Origin of the sequence: Neisseria leonii, assembly GCF_028776105.2 — a bacterium.
Taxonomy (GTDB): Bacteria; Pseudomonadota; Gammaproteobacteria; order Burkholderiales; family Neisseriaceae; genus Neisseria; species Neisseria leonii.
Map to the genome: position 1 here is coordinate 1302419 of NZ_CP145606.1, position 17348 is coordinate 1319766.

Here is a 17348-nt window from a genome sequence, read left to right on the forward strand (position 1 = left end):
TTTTCAGACGGCCTTGATGTTACCAACCGTCGCGGACGGCCAGACTTCGGACGGCTAATGCTCGCTGCCGCCCACAATCAACCCGGCATCGATTTTCAGCGTCGGCTGCCCCACGCCCACCGGCACACTCTGGCCGTCTTTACCGCACACGCCCACGCCTTTGTCCAAAGCCGTATCGTTACCGATCATGGACACGTGTTTCAACACTTCCGGCCCGTTGCCGATAATCGTCGCCCCTTTCACCGGATACTGCAATTTACCGTTTTCCACCCACCATGCCTCGGAAGCGGAAAACACGAATTTGCCGCTGGTGATGTCCACTTGGCCGCCGCCGAAATTGACCGCGTAAATGCCTTGGTCCACCGATGCGATGATTTCCTGCGCGTCATACTGTCCGTTTTCCATAAACGTATTCGTCATGCGCGGCATGGGCGCGGAAGAATAACTTTCGCGGCGGCCGTTGCCCGTTACCGGCACGCCCATCAGGCGGGCATTGGTTTCGTCTTGCAGATAGCCGGTCAGAATACCGTCTTCAATCAAGACGGTACGGCCGGTGGGGTTGCCCTCGTCGTCGATATTGAGCGAACCGCGCCGGTCGGCCAGATTGCCCTGATCGACTACGGTAACGCCCTTGGCCGCCACCCGCTGCCCGATGCGTCCGGCAAACGCACTCGTGCCTTTGCGGTTGAAATCGCCTTCCAAACCGTGCCCCACCGCCTCGTGCAGCAGCACACCCGGCCAGCCGCTGCCCAACACGACCGTCATCGCACCCGCCGGCGCGGGGCGTGCTTCCAGATTCACCAAAGCCTGCTGCACGGCCGTCTGCACATATTCCTGCAATTTCACCTCATCGAAATAAGCCAAATCAAAACGGCCGCCGCCACCCGCCGACCCCATCTCGCGCCGCTGCCCCTGCTGTGCAATCACGCTGACGCTCAGACGCACCAGCGGACGGATATCCGCCGCATGGCGGCCGTCCAGCCGCGCAATGTAGATTAAATCGTATTCGCAGGTCAGCCCCGCCATCACCTGCACTACGCGCGGATCCGCCGCCTTGGCCAAAGCCTCCACACGGTTGAGCAGGGCGACTTTGTCCGCCGAATCCAAACTGTGAATCGGATTGCCGCTGCCGTGCACCGCCGAGGCCGTCTGAATAGCGGTATCCGGCACCTGAAACCGGCCGCCTGCCGCGCCGATGGCTTTGACCGTATCGGCCGAACGCAGAATACTGTCCGCATTCAGGCTGTCGGCATAGGCAAAAGCCGTTTTCTCACCGGCCACCGCCCGTACGCCCACACCCTGATCAATCTGGAAGCTGCCCGACTTCACCAGCCCTTCTTCCAAATGCCAGCTTTCAAACGCCGTCCGCTGGCAGTATATATCGGCAAAATCCACATGGCGGCTGCCGATGCGTGCCAGCGCACCCGCCAGTATGTCCGGTGCCAGCCCGTTGGCCGCCAGCAAATCGCGGCACACCGTTTCATGATGTGTCTGCATAACATTTTCCACTATTCAAACGGCTGCCATTATACGGCAGTTTGGCGGCGTCTTTGTACCGCTGCCCACCCTGCTGCCCAAACAACAAACATTAAAATAAATTCATTTTAAATTCATTCGCTTATAAAAAATCTCGCTGATTTTCAAAAGATACTATTGATAATAATTATCGTTTTATTATAATAGGCCTACCGATTACTCAGTCGGCCATTAAACACCCCAAAATCTTTTTTATTTAACGCATATACGGAGCCTGCTTATACGACTGACCTTCCGATTCCCTCATACTCAAAACCAAAGCCGCGCCCCGCTGTTCCGACAGCGGGGCGCGGCTTATCAATTGCCCCGTCCTGTTTTATAATCGGCCGCACCTGCCGCCAAACACGCGGCCAACCGCCGTTTTAGCTTCGCAGAAACTCGCTGCGCTCGTTTTCAGACGGCCTCTTTTTTACGGACGCACCATGAGCGATATTCTCAACCGAATCCTGACCACCAAAGCCGCCGAAGTGGCCGCCGCCAAAGCCGCCCTGCCCTTGGAAACCCTCAAACGTCAGGCCGAAACCGCCCCGCCGGTGCGCGGTTTTACCGATGCCCTGCGGCGCAAACACGCCGCCGGCCTGCCCGCCGTTATCGCAGAAATCAAAAAAGCCAGTCCGTCTAAAGGCCTCATCCGCCCCGACTTCCAACCGGCACAACATGCCCGCGACTACGAACGCGCCGGTGCGGCCTGCCTGTCCGTACTCACGGACGAACCCTATTTCCAAGGCTCGCCCGACTATCTCAAAGCGGCACGCGAAGCCGTTTCCCTGCCCGTGTTGCGCAAAGATTTTATTATTGACGAATACCAAATCTACCAAGCCCGTGCCTGGGGTGCCGATGCCGTCCTGCTGATTGCCGCCGCCCTGAGCCGCACCGAACTGGAACATTTCGAGCAGGTAGCGCACAGTTTGGACATGGCCGTCCTGCTCGAACTGCACGATGCGGCCGAACTGGAAAAATGCCGCAACCTCACCACACCGCTGCACGGCGTGAACAACCGCAACCTGCGCACCTTTGAAGTCGATTTGCAGCAAACCCTGCAACTGCTCCCCGATCTGGCCGGCCGCATCGTGATTACCGAAAGCGGCATACGCGATAAAGCCGATGTCGATTTCATGCGCCGCCACGGCGTGCACACCTTTCTCATCGGCGAAACCTTTATGCGCGCCGACGACATCTGCGCCGAAGTCGGAAAATTGTTTGAATAGACCATGTTAAACCGCCCGAACGTAGGTCGGATACGGGCCTGCGTCCAACTGACCGCTCAAACGTAGGTCGGATTCTCGAATCCGACTGCATCCGCCCGATACCGTCAGGAATGTCGGATACAGAGTATCCGACCTACTTTTCATGATACAGCCGATCAGATTCGGTACTTTAATTCAGCCATTTCCCGATACTGTCCGAACCATATCGGACACCCGCCTGCGCCCGACCACCAGCCCAATCGTAGGTCGGATTCTCGAATCCGACTTCACCCACCCAATACCGCCTGGCAAGTCGGATACGGAGTATCCGACCTATCTCATGCAGCACCGCTTTCAGACGGCCGGGACGATTTGCGGTATAATCGCCTATCATTTTCAGCCTGCACAACCATGACCGTTATCATCAAAACCCCCGAAGAAATCGAGAAGATGCGCGAACTGGGCCGTTTGGCGGCCGAAGCCTTGGACTATATCGGCCCCTTCGTCAAACCCGGCATCACCACCAACGAAATCGACCGCCTGATTCACGATTACCATATCAATGTACAGGGCGGCTATCCCGCCCCGCTCCACTACGGCAACCCGCCCTACCCCAAATCGTGCTGCACCTCGGTCAATCACGTTATCTGCCACGGCATTCCCAACGACAAGCCGCTCAAAGAGGGCGACATTCTCAATATCGATGTCACGATTAAAAAAGACGGCTTTCACGGCGATTCCAGCCGTATGTTCGCGGTAGGCAAAATCAGCCCGCAGGCACAGCGGCTGATTGACGTGACCCACGAAAGCATGATGGCGGGCATCGCCGCCGTCAAACCCGGCGCCACTTTGGGCGACATCGGCCACGCCTGCCAAACGGTTGCCGAAAACGCGGGTTATTCGGTGGTACAGGAATTTTGCGGCCACGGCATCGGCCGCAGCTTCCACGAAGCCCCGCAAGTGCTGCATTACGGCCGCAAGGGGCAGGGCATGAAACTGGCACCGGGCATGATTTTCACCATCGAGCCGATGATCAACCAAGGCAAACGCCATCTGCGTATACTGGCCGACGGCTGGACGGTGGTTACCAAAGACCGTTCGCTGTCCGCCCAGTGGGAACATGAAGTACTGGTTACCGATACCGGCTGCGAAATCCTCACCGTCAGCCCCGCCACCGGCAAACCGTAAACATCAAGGCCGTCTGAAAACGAGCGCAGCGGGTTTCTGCGAAGCTAAAACGCATGAAATGCCTTGTCGGATACAAATATCCGACCTACATGGGAGCAAAGCGGGTTTCTGCGCAGCAGAACGAAGTCATGCTAGCCTCTCAGAAACAGCGGTTTCAGACGGCCCGTTATCCCCGCAGAGTCAAAATCCGCAGCAAAACCAAAACAGTTTTCCTTCCATGCCTCCTGCTTCAAACCGGCACCCATAACGCAAAAATCACGGCCGAACTGCTCCGGCCGTGATTGTCTGACACCGGCGTGCCTGTTTACTGCAACACGGCCGCCATGGCATCGGCCACATAATCGATATTCGACTCGTTCAGTCCCGCCACGCACATCCGCCCGCTGCCCACCAGATAAACGGCAAATTCGTCCTGCAAACGCTGCACCTGTGCGGGGTTCAGGCCGGTGTAACTGAACATGCCGCGCTGTTTGATAAAGTAGTCAAAGTTGCGCCCGGGCAGTTTGCGGCTGAGCGTGTCGTACAGTTTTTGGCGCATGGCGCGGATACGGCCGCGCATGGCCGCCACCTCGTTTTCCCAGCTTTGGCGCAGCTCAGGCGTATTCATCACGGCGGCAGTAATAAACGCACCGTGGGCGGGCGGGCTGGAATAGATGCGGCGCACACCGAATTTCAGACGGCTGAGTACCCGTTCCGCCTCTGCCGCCGTCGGGCAGACCACGCTCAAACCGCCGACCCTCTCGCCGTACAGCGACAGGTTTTTGGAAAACGAATTGCTCACAAATACCGTCAGCCCCATCTCGGCCGCTTTGTGAATGGCATAAGCATCTTCCTGCAAGCCGTCGCCGAAGCCCTGATAGGCGATGTCCATAAACGGAATCAGCCCGCGCTGTTTCACCGCCGCCAAAAGCGTATCCCATTGATCACGGCTCAAATCCACACCGGTGGGGTTGTGGCAGCAGGGGTGCAGCAGCACCACGCTGCGTTCGGGCAGACCGTTGAAAAAATCGAGCATCGCATCAAAGCGCACGCCGACCGTTTCGGCATCGTAATAGGGATAAGTGCCGACGGTGCAGCCCGCCCCCTCAAAAATCGATTTGTGGTTGTCCCAAGTCGGGTCGCTCACATACACCTCGGCATCGGGAAACCACTGGTGCAGAAAATCCGCCCCCAATTTCAACGCACCCGACCCGCCCAAAGTCTGCACCGTGGCAATCCGCCCTTCGTCCAAAGCCGCACAGCCGGCAAACAGCAATTCCTGCACCGCGCGGCGGTATTCGGCCAGGCCCTCCATCGGCAGGTAACTGCGCGGCTGCGGTTCGGCGGCACGCGCTTTCTCGGCAGCGGCCACACTCGCCGGCACGGGCAGACGGCCGTTTTCGTCAAAATAAATCCCGATGCCCAAATTCACTTTTTCCGCGCGCGGATCGTTCAGAAATTTTTCCACCAACCCCAAAATCGGGTCGCCCGCATACGGTTCGACATGTCCGAACATCTCTTTTCTCCTTTTGACGATACAGATAAAGACTTTATTCTATGTCGGCAGAGGCCGTCTGAAAAGCCTGTTTGCCTGCTATAATGGCCGCCTGATGAAAACGGATACCGCCATGAACGCCATTCTGCCGCCGCGCCGCCTGTCCGTCGCGCCCATGCTCGACTGGACCGACCGCCACTACCGCCACATGGCGCGCCAGATTACCCGCCACACTTGGCTCTACACCGAGATGATTAACGCCGGTGCCGTGATTTACGGCGATCCGGCGCGCTTTTTGCACAAAAACGAATGTGAAAACCCCGTCGCCCTGCAACTGGGCGGCAGCGAACCGGCGGCCTTGGCACAGGCGGCGGCCAAAGCGGCGGCTTTCGGTTACGACGAAATCAACCTCAACTGCGGCTGCCCCAGCCCGCGCGTACAGAAAGGCGCGTTCGGAGCCTGCCTGATGAACGAAGCCGGTCTGGTCGCCGACTGTCTGAACGCCATGCGGGACGCTGCGCCCGACTGTGCGGTTACCGTCAAACACCGCATCGGCGTCGACCGCCAAACCGACTATCAGACCGTGGCCGATTTTGTCGGCACGCTGCGCGATAAAACCGCCTGCACCACCTTTATCGTCCATGCGCGCAATGCCTGGCTGGACGGCCTGTCGCCGAAAGAAAACCGCGAAGTGCCGCCCCTGAAATACGATTATGTGTACCGCCTGAAACAGGAATTTCCCGATTTGGAAATCATCATCAACGGCGGCATCACCACCAACAGCGAAATCGCCGCTCATCTGCAATATGTCGACGGCGTGATGGTCGGGCGCGAGTGCTACCACAATCCGATGATTATGCGCGACTGGGACCGGCTGTTTTACGGCGATACCCGCGCGCCGATTGAGTTGGACGAGCTGGTCGGCCGTCTGAAACACTATGCCGAAACGCAGATTGCCGCCGGAAACGGCACGATTCTGCGCCATATGGCGCGCCATTATCTGGGGCTGATGCACGGCTTGAACGGTGCGCGCGTCTGGCGGCGTATGCTGTCCGATGCCGCCCTGCTCAAACCGAACAATCCCGAGCTGATTGCTGCCGCATGGGCCGAAGTGCAGAAACACGCGCATACCCGTCAGGCCGTCTGAAAATAGTGCGCAGCACGATTTCTGCGAAGCTAAAACGAGCAAAGCGGGTTTCTGCGGAGCTAAAACGAATGAAACTGCTTTTGTCGGATACAAGTATCCGACCTACATGAGAACGCAGCGGTTCTGCAAAGCCAAAACGAGCGAAACTGCTTTTGTCGGATACAAGTATCCGACCTACATGAGAACGCAGCGGTTCTGCAAAGCCAAAACCCGCAGCCGAATCTATAAGGAATCTGCATGACAACCGTTATCGGTACTTATCTGCTCACCGTTCTGCTGTTTCTGGTTCTGCCCGGGCCGGTGAATCTGGCGGTGGTGGACCATGCCGCACGCGGCGGCTGGAAAGGCGCGCTGCTGGCCGTGTTCGGCAGCAATCTGGCTTCGCTGGTGCTGATTCTGGCAGCCGGCTTGATGCTCGACGGCTTGGGACGGATACACGAATCGTTGCTTGATGTGCTGGCGGCGGTCGGCGGCCTGTACCTGCTGTATTACGGCAGCCGTTTGTGGCACAGCCGCCACGACCTGCCCGCCGCCGAAAGCGCGCCTGCCGCACGCGGACACGGCGCGAAAATCGTCGCCTCCGCCTTTATCATCGGCATTTCCAATCCGAAAGACGTGGTCTTTTTTATGACCTTTTTCCCGCCGTTTATCGTGCGGCTGGGTTGGGATTTGTGGCCGGGGCTGCTGTTGCTGACGGCCTTGTGGTGCCTCTTGGATTACGCGGTTTTGCTTGCCTACGGCATGGGTGCGGCCAAAATCATCACACCCGCGCGCGCCCGTACCGTTCATACCGCGTGCGCCGCCCTGTTTATCCTGATCGGCCTGTACGCTTTCGGCAGCGGCATCGGCCGTTTTATCTGACAAACGGAAACTGTTTATGAAAGCTTATTTAGACCTGATGCGCCATGTGCTGGAAAACGGCCGCGACAAATCCGACCGCACCGGCACCGGTACACGCTCGATATTCGGCTACCAGATGCGCTTTGACTTAAACGCGGGCTTCCCGCTTTTAACCACCAAAAAACTCCACCTGCGCTCCATCATTCACGAACTGTTGTGGTTTCTCAAAGGCGACACCAACATCCAATACCTGAAAGACAACCAAGTATCGATTTGGGACGAATGGGCGGACGAGAACGGCGATTTGGGGCCGGTGTATGGTTATCAGTGGCGCAGCTGGCCGACACCCGACGGCGGCCATATCGACCAGATTCAGAACATCATCGACCAAATCCGAACCGCCCCCGATTCGCGCCGCATCATCGTTTCGGCATGGAATCCCGCGCTGGTCGATCAGATGGCACTGCCGCCCTGCCACGCGCTGTTCCAGTTTTACGTGGCCGACGGCCGCCTGTCGTGCCAACTCTACCAGCGCAGTGCCGACATCTTTCTCGGCGTGCCGTTCAACATCGCCAGCTACGCGCTGCTCACCCTGATGCTGGCGCAGGTATGCGGCCTGCGGCCGGGCGAATTTGTCCACACCTTCGGCGATGCCCACCTCTACCGCAATCATTTTGAACAGGCCCGGTTGCAGCTGGCCCGCGAACCGCGCGCCCTGCCGAAAATGACGCTCAATCCCGCCGTGGACGACTTGTTCGCCTTCACTTTCGACGACTTTACCCTGACGGATTACGACCCGCACCCGCACATCAAAGCCCCCGTGGCCGTCTGAAATGTAGGTCGGATGCTCTGAATCCGGCATGAAGGCATGAGACAGTAGGCCGGATACTCCGTATCCGACACGGCCGCCCGTACCGGTCAAATGTCGGATGCTCTAAATCCGACACCTGCAAAAAACGCCATAAAAAAATATCGGACGACCTTGCCCGATATGTTCAAGGCCGTCTGAAAACGGTACACAACCCGTTTTCAGACGGCCTGATTTTTGACGGAACTTAATCCGCACCGCTGCGCCTAATCCACCAGCAGCGGCACCACAAAGGGTGCCAGCGCGGCCGTGATAATCCCGTTGAGAATCAGCCCCAGACTGGCATAGGCGGCAAACTTTTTGCTGCGCTCCAAAGACGCGGCAATCCCCATAGCGTGCGAAGCCGAACCCATCGACATGCCCTGCGACATCGGCCGGCGCACACGGCTGCGGCGCATAATCTGATAACCGGCCACCTGCCCCACCAAACCCGCCAAAATCACCGTGGCCGCCGTAATCGGCGGAATACCGCCGATGGCTTTGGTGACTTCCAGCGCAATCGGCGTGGTAACGGATTTGGCCGCCAGACTCAGCATCACCTCGCGTCCCGAACCGGACATTTTCGCCAGCCAAACCACGCTGACCATGCCGGTGAGGCTGCCTGCCGTCTGCGACAGGATAATCGGCAGCCACTGCCTGCGGATTTTGCCCCAGCTCAGATACAGCGGCACCGCCAGCCCCACCACCGCCGGTTTGAGCCAGAAATCGATATACTGCGCCGCCCCGTGATAAGTGGCATAGTCGATATCGAACAGGCGCAGGTAAACAATCACGGCAAACGTACTCCACGCCACCGGATTGACCAGCACGCTGCCGGTACGCGCACGCAGAATATTGACCACCCAATACACAAACAGCGTCAGCCACAGCAGGGTAAAACTATGATTCAGCACGGCCGCCCTTTCCCTTGCGCAGCCATTCGTGCACTTTGCCGGTTACCAGCAGCACCGCCACCGTACTCAACACCGTTGCCGACACAATCGACCACAGATCCGACGCAATCAAATCCAGATAATTCATCACCGCCACACAGGGCGGCACCAGAAACAGCGACAGATTGGCCATTAACAGATCGGTCAGCCCCGACAGCCAGGATGCCTGAACCCAACCGGCCTGCAAAGCCGCAAACAGAAGGCCCAATCCGACAATACTGCCCGGCAGCGGCACACCGCTGAACAGCACCACACCCTCGCCCGCCGCCAAAAAACCGAAAATAATACACAAAGCCCGAATCAAAACCATAGTTCCGCGTCCCCAATGCACACAAGCGCGAACACAAAATATAAACACCATCTTAACAAAAATCAACAATCCGGCCGCACAAAACCGAAAGGCCGTCTGAAAAAAGCCCGACAGCCCTTTTCAGACGGCCTTTTCATCGGCCTGCACTCAGCGGTAGGGGTTTTCCAGCCCCGCCACCAGTGCCTGCAGATAATCGCGCAACTGCGCCTCGCCGCACCCCATCAGGAGGGCGTCTTCAAATGCGTCCTGCGCCGTTTGGTACAGCTCGTCCATATTTTCGGTCATCACCTTGATTTTTTCGGTACACGACACCGGCGCACCGTCGTCGCCGTACCATTTCGGCATCTCGGGTTTGGCCATTCACACGCCCCTAAAAACTGTTCTGCACAGGCTGTACACGCCGCGCGGTAACATAACGCTTGCTCCAATACGGATTGCCCAGACTGACGATTTCCACACTTTTGCCGGTACGCGGCGCATGTACGAAACGGTTATTGCCGATGTACAGCCCGACATGGGAAATCCGCCTGCCTGCCGTATTGAAAAATACCATATCGCCCGGCTGCAAATCGCCGCGCGCCACCGCGACACCCACCTTGGCCTGCTCTGCCGACGTACGCGGCAGGCTGACCTGCATGGTTCTGCCGAAAATATACTGCATCAGACCGCTGCAATCGAACCCCTTCGCCGGCGATGTCCCGCCTAAACGGTAGGTCACGCCGACCAGCCCCACCGCACCGAAAATCAGCGCATCGGTATCGGCAGTCTGTACGGTACGGACGGCCGCCGCTCCGTCCGTCAAATCATCGGCTGCCGCCTGTCCGCACAGCATCACGGCCGCCGGCAGCAGGGCAAAAAAACGTTTCCACTTCTCTGTCATCATTCCCATCCGTATTACGGCCGTCTGCTCATGCGAAACAGCAGACACAAGGCCTTTGCGGTAAGGATTTCCGCAGCGGAAAATCATTACCGCAAAGGTCTTCGCGGATTATGGTATGCTGCCTGCCTGAACGCACGTCCGGTACCGCAGCATGATGATCCCCACCCTTCTGGCTTTGCGCGACTTTTCCCGTATGCGCGAAATCGTCGCCGTTCTGAGCAAATACGGCTTGGGCGAGTTTGTCCGGCGCATCAAATTGGCGGGCAGTCCGTCCGATGCCGCCGATGAGGCAGGCAACCGTTACCTGAGCACGCCGCGCCGTTTCCGGCTGGCTTTTGAAGAGCTGGGGCCGACGTTTATCAAACTGGGGCAGATTTTATCGACCCGTGTCGATATTTTCAACGCCGAATGGATTGAAGAGTTCGAGCGTTTACAGAGCAATGTCTCCCCTATAGACGGCGCGGAAATTCCCGCCGTCATGGCCGCCGCCCTCGGCCGCGACCCCGAAGAAGTCTTCCTCAGCATCGACAGCCGCCCCATCGGCAGTGCCTCCATCGCCCAAGTCCACCGTGCCGTCCTGCACAGCGGACAGACGGTTGCCGTGAAAATCAAACGCCCCGACATCGACAAACTGATTCACGCAGATTTACGCATTCTTAACCATCTGGCCGCCCTGATTGAATCGGAAATTCCCGAAAGCCGCCGCTACCGCCCTGTACAGATGATGCAGTATTTCGCGCGCAGCCTGGCCAGAGAAACCGATTTGTCGGTTGAAATACGCTATATGCAGCGCTTTGCCTCGGCGTTTTCCGGCCACGGTGCCGTCTGTATTCCCAAAGTCTATGCCGAATATTCCGGCCGCCGGATGGTGGTGCAGGAATACATCGCCGACACGCTGCTCGCCCATACAGACATTTCCGCCCTGCCTGCCGGACGGCGCACCGAATGGGCGCACACGCTGACCGATACGCTGTTTACCATGATACTCGAACACGGCTTTTTCCATGCCGACCCGCACCCGGGCAATATCTTCATCGGAGAAAACGGCCGCATCACACTGATCGACTACGGTTTGGTCGGCCATCTGTCGGCCGAGCGCCGCCGCGAAATCACCGACTTGATTCAGGCTCTGATAGCACGCGATGCGGCCGCCATTCAATACGTACTGAGCAATTGGGCGCAGGGCGATCTGCCCGACGAAAGCCTGCTGGGTGCGGACGTGCTGGAAATGCTGCTCAACTACGAGCATACACCGGTACGCGACCTGCGCATCAGCCAAGTCATCAACGATATTACCCATCTGATGCGCGAACACCGGCTCACGCTGCCGGGCGACTTGGTCATGCTGTTCAAAGCACTGATTACGCTGGAAGGTGTAGTCAAACAGCTGGACGGCGGCACCGAACTGTTCGCGCGTGCCAAACCGATTGTACTGGCGCAACTCCGCCGCCGCGCCTCGCCGCATGAATGGCTGGGCAAAACCCGCAGCCGCCGCTTCCTGCTGCGGCGCGCCGTATCCGACCTGCCGCACAATCTGCTGCAACTGTCGCGCCGTATCCAAAGCGGCCGTTTCAGCGTCAATCTCGACGTCAAACGGATAGACGACCTCAACCACCAGCTAGACCGCACAGCCAACCGCCTGACCATGGGCATCGTTACCGCCGCCCTGATTATCGGCTCTTCCATTGTGATGAGTACGGGAAACGGCCGTCTGCTCGGCCTGCTGGGTTACCTGCTGGCCTTTGCCAACAGCCTGTGGATTATCTGGTCGATCTGGCGTTCGGGCAAACACTGATACCGCCGGAAAAGGCCGTCTGAAAACGCATGGTGTTTTCAGACGGCCTTCGGCACACCGGATTCAGACGGCCGGCATCAGCCTTTTCCGTGCAGCAGCGGCAGCAGGCCGCCCGCCTGATGCAGCGCGCGCAGGTCGGTAAAGCCGCCGACGTGGGTGTCGCCGATAAAAATCTGCGGCACGGTGCGGGTGGCAGTTTCCTCGACCATTTTGCGGAACGCCCCGGGGTCGGACTGCTGCGTGATTTCCTCAATCTGCATCACGCCCACCTGCGCCAGCAGCTGCTTGGCCATCACACAATACGGACAATGGGAGCCGGAATATACAGTAACTTTCTGCATCGGAAAAACCTTTCTGTCAAATATCGGTCGGCACATCATACGGATACCGCACCGCAGCCGTACCGTCCGTTCAACGCAGCCGTATGCCGCTGCGCCAATCAACGATTTCGCTCGGCCGTTTGGCACCGCCGGTGCGGCCGCCGACGATTTTCACCTGACGGCCGAACTGGCGGCGCACCTCGCGCTCGCTGCGGCAGGGACGTTTGCCCGCACGGTTGCACGATGTGGACACCAATGCCGAACCGGCACGGCGGCACAAAACCCGGGCGGCGGCATGGTCGGGAACCCTGACGGCCAAAACGTCCCGACCCCGGCCGCGCAGCGCCGGCAGCACCCGCCGCCCCGCCGCCAGCAAAAAAGTTTGGCGCGCCGGCCAAATCTGCGCCAACCGCCCTGCCGTATCGGGCGGCAGCGCCGCCAGCCACGGCTGCAACTGGCCGACACCGGCACCGATGACAATCATGCCTTTGTGCTGCGGCCGTTTTTTCAGCCGCATCAGACGCACCAAAGCCCGCGCATGGCCGGGCAGACAGCCCAAACCGTAGCTCGATTCGGTGGGGTATGCGACCAAACCGCCGCGCTGCAAATGCCGCCGCAGGCTTCGGCCGGCCGCTTCGGACAAACGGGTTTCCATAAAACGGTGCGGGCAAAAGCGTGATTGTACACGATTCAGACGGCCTGTCCGCCCGCTGCGTCCGAAAGGCCGTCTGAAACGGGGTGCATACTGTGCGATAAAACGGCCGTGCCGGGCGGATTGTCCGTCACACCCGAAACCCGCCGTGCTGCGGGCGGGTTTCGGGCCGGTTTAACGCCGGTGGCGGCGCGCATATTCCACCCAGAAATCGGCACCGTCTATTCCCGCCGCACGCGGGTCGAATACCGGATCGATACCGGCTTTGCGCTGGCGGTCGTAATCGCGCAGCGCGCGCAGGGCGGGTCTGCTCAGCAAAACGATGGCAATCAGGTTCAAATAGCACATACTGCCGAAACCGATGTCGCCCAAGCCCCACATCAAACCGGCCGACTGGACGCTGCCCGCGAACACCACCGCCAGAAACACCAGCCGCAACGCTCTGCCCAGCAGCGGGTATTTCAGCTTTTGATCCAGATACAGCAGCGCCGTTTCAGCGATGTAGTAATAAGCCATCAGACAGGTGAAGGCGAAAAAGAAAATGCCGACGGCGACAAAAATCCCGCCGAAACTGCCGAACACCGTACCCAAGGCTGCCTGCGTGTAGGCCGCACCTGCGGCCACGCCGGGAATGTTCGCCACCAGCGGCGTATCCATACCGGGCGACTGCACATTATACATGCCGGTAATCAGAATCATCACAGCGGTGGCACTGCACACCACAACGGTATCGATGTACACCGAAAACCCCTGCACCAAACCCTGTTTGACGGGGTGGCTGACTTCGGCCGCCGCCGAGCTGAACGTTGCCTCGCCCGCACCGGCCACATTGGAAAACACCGCACGGCGCACGCCCCAAGCCACGGCCGTGCCGACCATGCCGCCGAACAGCGCATCGGTACCGAACGCACTGCCGACAATCAGGCCGACCGTCTCGGGAATACGGCCGGCATGGGCAACCAGCACCACCAGCATCAGGCAGACATAGCCCAACGCCATCAGCGGGATAATGCGGTCGGCGGCGCGGGCGATGCGTTTCGTACCGCCGAAAATCAGAAATGCCAGGAAAAGGCTGACCGCCGCCCCGGTTACCCATGACGGCAGACCGAAGGCCTGATCAAACGAAGCGGCGATGGTATTGGCCTGAATCCCCGGCACCAGCACGCCGTAACTGAGGCAGATGACCACTGCCACCAGCACGGCAAAACCTTTCAACTTCAAACCTTTCTCAATATAGTAAGGCGAACCGCCCCGGTATTCCGTACCGACTTCGGTTTTATAAATCTGCGCCAGCGTCGATTCGGTAAAAGCGGCGGCTGCGCCCAAAAGCGCCATCACCACCATCCAGAACACCGCACCCGGCCCGCCTGCCGCAATCGCGGTGGCGACACCGGCGATATTGCCGACACCGATGCGTCCCGACAGCGACATACAGAACGCCTGAAACGGCGAAATGCCCGCCCCCGATTCCTGCCGCTCGCGCAGCAGGCGGATCATCTCGGGCAGATAGCGGAACTGCACGCCCCGGGTGGCCAGCGTAAAATACAGGCCGACGGCCAAAGCCAGATACACCAGGCCGTTGCCCCAGATATAGTCCACCAGCGTATTTACCATTTGTTCCATCTTTTTCTCCTTTTTATTGTCCGCCGCAACCGTCGCGGCTGCGGCATTTTTTGACGGCACCGCCTGCTTTCAGACGGCCGTCACCGTTCCCGATGTCGGATACAGAGTATCCGACCTACACGGTTAAACCATCACGGTAGGTCGGATTCTCGAATCCGACACAGGCCGTCTGAAAACAGATCGACAGATGACGGATTACAGTTGTCGGATACCGAGTATCCGGCCTACGCGGTTATGCCATCAGCCAGACGGTTTTGGTCTGCGTGTACTGCTCGAACGCTTCCACGCCTTTGTCGCGGCCGCCGAAGCCCGACTGCTTGTAACCGCCGAACGGGGTGGCGATGCTGCCTTCGGAGAAACCGTTCACCGATACCGTACCTGCCTGAATCCGGCGGGCAACCCGGTGGGCGCGGCCGATGTCGGCGGTGTAGAACGAAGCGGCCAGCCCGTAATCGGAACGGTTGGCCAGCCGCACTGCTTCTTCCTCATCCTCAAATACCGTAACCGCCAAAACAGGGCCGAATATTTCTTCTTTGAAAACCGTCATCTCCTCGGTAACACCGTCGATAATCGCCGGAGCGAAATACCAACCGTCGCCGGTTCGACCGCCGGTAACCAAACGGCCGCCCTCTTGCAGCGCGGTATCGAAATAGCGGCACACTTTCTCGAAATGCGCCTGCTCCACCAGCGGGCCGAGATTGGTTTCGGGCAAACGCGGGTCGCCGACCTTCCAATTCTGTTTCAGGCCGTCTGAAAGTTTGGCCAGCAGGCTGTCTTTGACGCGCGCATCGACAATCAGGCGCGAACCGCAACTGCAATTTTCGCCCATGTTCCAGAATGCGGCGGCCAGAATCGAGGGCACGGCCTTGTCCAGATCGGCATCGGCAAACACAATCTGCGGGCTTTTGCCGCCGCATTCGAGCACGATTTCTTTCAGATTGCTCTGCGCCGAATATTCCAGAAAGTAACGGCCGACTTCGGTGGAACCGGTAAAGGCCACCATATCCACATCGTGATGCAGCCCCAGCGCGCGGCCGGCGGTTTCGCCCAAACCGCACACCAGCGTCAGCGCGCCTTCCGGCACACCCGCCTCGTGCGCCAGCTGTACCATGCGGCAGGCACTCATCGAAGTCAGCTCGGCCGGTTTCACAATCACGGAATTGCCCGCCGCCAGCGCGGGTACGACTTTCCATGCAAACATCTGGGCGGGGAAATTCCACGGCAGTACCGCACCGACCACGCCGACCGGCTCCTGCACAATCAGCCCCAGCGCATCATTGCCCGAAGGTGCTACGCGGCCGAAGGCTTTATCGACATATTCGGCATAGAAATAAAAAGTTTCGACCGTGGCGGGCATATCGGTATTCAGGCATTCGCTGATGGGTTTGCCCGCCTCGATGCAGTCCAAGGCCGCCAACTCTTCGGCGTGCGCTTCGACCAGCTGCGCCCACCGCAGCAGCACGGCGCGCTTTTCGGCCGGGCTTTTGTCCGCCCACAGGCCGTCTGAAAAAGCACTGCGCGCCGCACGTACGGCCGCATCGATGTCTTCCGCACCGCCGTCGGCAATGTAGCCGATGAGCGAGTTGTCGATAGGGGTGCGGTTTTCCAGTTTTTTGCCCGAATCGGTGTGGCCGGGAATCAGATGCCCCGCCCACAGGCTGCCTGCCCGGGCAGTGTCGAAAATGTCCTGTACTGTTTTCATCATGCTCTCCTTGTCAATGAAGCAAAGCTGCAAATTCGGCCGCTTCCGCCGCGCTCAGGTTGTGCAGCGGCAGGCGCACCCGTCCGGCGGGTTTCGTGCCGTTCAGGCAGCCGATTTTGGCTTTTTGGTTGTAACCGCCCGACTCCATCGAGTGCAGGGCGGGATAAAGCGTGTCGAAAATGGCACGCGCGGTGTCCCAATCCCCTTCCTGCGCGGCGCGGAACAAAGCCACCTGCTCGCCGGGGAACACATTGGCCGCCCCCGCAATCCAGCTTTTCACGCCCCAGAAGAAAAAATCCAAAGGCTGGTCGTCGCAGCCGCATATCACTTGGAAATCGTCGAAACCGGCCTGAATCAGGCGCAGTGCGTCGGAAAAACTGCCGCTGCTCTCTTTGATGCCGACAATATTCGGGTGTCCGGCCAGATGCGCCACGGTTTCAAACGTCAGGCCCACACCGACGCGGGCGGGAAAGTTGTACAGAATCACCGGCAGATCGGTTTGCGATGCCGCATATTCAAAATGTTCGATGATGCCCTGCTGCGACGGCAGACTGTACGGCGGTGCCGAAAGCATCAGTCCGTCGTACCCCAACTCCTTGGCACGGACAGCGCGGCGGGCGGCGGTTTCGCTCGACATACCGCTGATGCCCGCAATCAGCGTGCAGCGTCCGGCGGCGGCCTGAACAATGGTGGCCAGCACGGTTTCGCGCTCTTCTTCCGACAAGGCGTAATACTCGCCCGTGGTGCCGCAGGCGACGATGCCGCGCACGCCTTTGGCGATAAAGGCGTCCACCAGCTCCGCCAACAGCGCGGTATCCACGCGGTTATCGTCGGTAAACGGGGTCACAATCGGTACCAAAATCCCTTCGATATTCATAAACACTCCTTGGTATA

Annotated in this window: 17 protein-coding genes; 6 read left to right on the top strand and 11 right to left on the bottom strand. The window is 59.0% G+C overall.

The window, feature by feature from the left end; all coding sequences use genetic code 11:
- Window positions 1-54: 54 nt before the first annotated feature.
- Window positions 55-1497 (bottom strand): metalloprotease TldD, encoded by a 1443-nt coding sequence (gene tldD, locus ORY85_RS06240; protein WP_274572281.1) that lies wholly within the window; start codon window positions 1495-1497, stop codon window positions 55-57.
- 461 nt (window positions 1498-1958) lie between these two features.
- Here tldD and trpC point away from each other — a divergent pair, with 461 nt between their 5' ends.
- Window positions 1959-2744 (top strand): indole-3-glycerol phosphate synthase TrpC, encoded by a 786-nt coding sequence (trpC, locus tag ORY85_RS06245; RefSeq protein ID WP_274572283.1) that lies wholly within the window; start codon window positions 1959-1961, stop codon window positions 2742-2744.
- A 390-nt stretch (window positions 2745-3134) separates the two neighbouring features.
- Window positions 3135-3911, top strand: coding sequence for a type I methionyl aminopeptidase (gene map / locus ORY85_RS06250; RefSeq protein WP_274572284.1), 777 nt, complete (start codon window positions 3135-3137; stop codon window positions 3909-3911).
- Between the two features lie 304 nt (window positions 3912-4215).
- Here map and ORY85_RS06255 read toward each other — a convergent pair whose 3' ends face one another.
- Complete coding sequence (locus ORY85_RS06255; RefSeq protein ID WP_274572285.1) at window positions 4216-5406, bottom strand: amino acid aminotransferase; 1191 nt, start codon at window positions 5404-5406, stop codon at window positions 4216-4218.
- 112 nt (window positions 5407-5518) lie between these two features.
- Between ORY85_RS06255 and dusA the strand changes: the two genes are divergently transcribed.
- The 3 genes from dusA to ORY85_RS06270 all read left to right on the top strand — a co-directional run bounded on the left by dusA (window position 5519) and on the right by ORY85_RS06270 (window position 8204).
- Window positions 5519-6532, top strand: coding sequence for a tRNA dihydrouridine(20/20a) synthase DusA (dusA, locus tag ORY85_RS06260; RefSeq protein WP_274572316.1), 1014 nt, complete (start codon window positions 5519-5521; stop codon window positions 6530-6532).
- A gap of 237 nt (window positions 6533-6769) precedes the next feature.
- Window positions 6770-7393, top strand: coding sequence for a LysE family translocator (locus ORY85_RS06265; protein WP_274572286.1), 624 nt, complete (start codon window positions 6770-6772; stop codon window positions 7391-7393).
- A gap of 16 nt (window positions 7394-7409) precedes the next feature.
- Window positions 7410-8204, top strand: a complete 795-nt coding sequence (locus tag ORY85_RS06270; RefSeq protein WP_274572287.1) for a thymidylate synthase — start codon at window positions 7410-7412, stop codon at window positions 8202-8204.
- A 242-nt stretch (window positions 8205-8446) separates the two neighbouring features.
- On the opposite strand, the gene ORY85_RS06275 is transcribed toward ORY85_RS06270, so the two are convergent.
- The 4 genes from ORY85_RS06275 to ORY85_RS06290 form a co-directional block, all read right to left on the bottom strand.
- Window positions 8447-9133, bottom strand: coding sequence for an LrgB family protein (locus ORY85_RS06275; protein ID WP_274572288.1), 687 nt, complete (start codon window positions 9131-9133; stop codon window positions 8447-8449).
- A complete protein-coding gene (locus ORY85_RS06280) occupies window positions 9120-9482 on the bottom strand; it encodes a CidA/LrgA family protein (protein ID WP_274572289.1) in 363 nt (120 codons plus the stop codon). The genes ORY85_RS06275 and ORY85_RS06280 overlap by 14 nt, the downstream gene beginning before the upstream one ends.
- Window positions 9483-9629: 147 nt before the next feature.
- A complete protein-coding gene (locus ORY85_RS06285; RefSeq protein WP_274572290.1) occupies window positions 9630-9842 on the bottom strand; it encodes a hypothetical protein in 213 nt (70 codons plus the stop codon).
- A 10-nt stretch (window positions 9843-9852) separates the two neighbouring features.
- Entirely contained in the window at window positions 9853-10314 is a 462-nt protein-coding gene (locus ORY85_RS06290; protein ID WP_274572317.1) for a C40 family peptidase, read from the bottom strand.
- Between the two features lie 199 nt (window positions 10315-10513).
- On the opposite strand from ORY85_RS06290, the gene ORY85_RS06295 reads away from it, so the two are divergent.
- Window positions 10514-12157 (top strand): AarF/ABC1/UbiB kinase family protein, encoded by a 1644-nt coding sequence (locus ORY85_RS06295; protein WP_274572291.1) that lies wholly within the window; start codon window positions 10514-10516, stop codon window positions 12155-12157.
- 77 nt (window positions 12158-12234) lie between these two features.
- On the opposite strand, the gene grxC is transcribed toward ORY85_RS06295, so the two are convergent.
- The 5 genes from grxC to dapA form a co-directional block, all read right to left on the bottom strand.
- Window positions 12235-12498, bottom strand: a complete 264-nt coding sequence (grxC, locus tag ORY85_RS06300; RefSeq protein WP_274572292.1) for a glutaredoxin 3 — start codon at window positions 12496-12498, stop codon at window positions 12235-12237.
- 70 nt (window positions 12499-12568) lie between these two features.
- Window positions 12569-13132 (bottom strand): L-threonylcarbamoyladenylate synthase, encoded by a 564-nt coding sequence (locus ORY85_RS06305; RefSeq protein ID WP_274572293.1) that lies wholly within the window; start codon window positions 13130-13132, stop codon window positions 12569-12571.
- 171 nt (window positions 13133-13303) lie between these two features.
- A complete protein-coding gene (locus ORY85_RS06310) occupies window positions 13304-14752 on the bottom strand; it encodes a sodium:alanine symporter family protein (RefSeq protein ID WP_274572294.1) in 1449 nt (482 codons plus the stop codon).
- 232 nt (window positions 14753-14984) lie between these two features.
- Window positions 14985-16454, bottom strand: coding sequence for an aldehyde dehydrogenase (locus ORY85_RS06315; protein ID WP_405030352.1), 1470 nt, complete (start codon window positions 16452-16454; stop codon window positions 14985-14987).
- A 13-nt stretch (window positions 16455-16467) separates the two neighbouring features.
- Window positions 16468-17331: a 4-hydroxy-tetrahydrodipicolinate synthase gene (dapA, locus tag ORY85_RS06320; RefSeq protein ID WP_274572296.1), complete on the bottom strand. Its 864-nt coding sequence runs from the start codon at window positions 17329-17331 to the stop codon at window positions 16468-16470.
- Window positions 17332-17348: the final 17 nt, after the last annotated feature.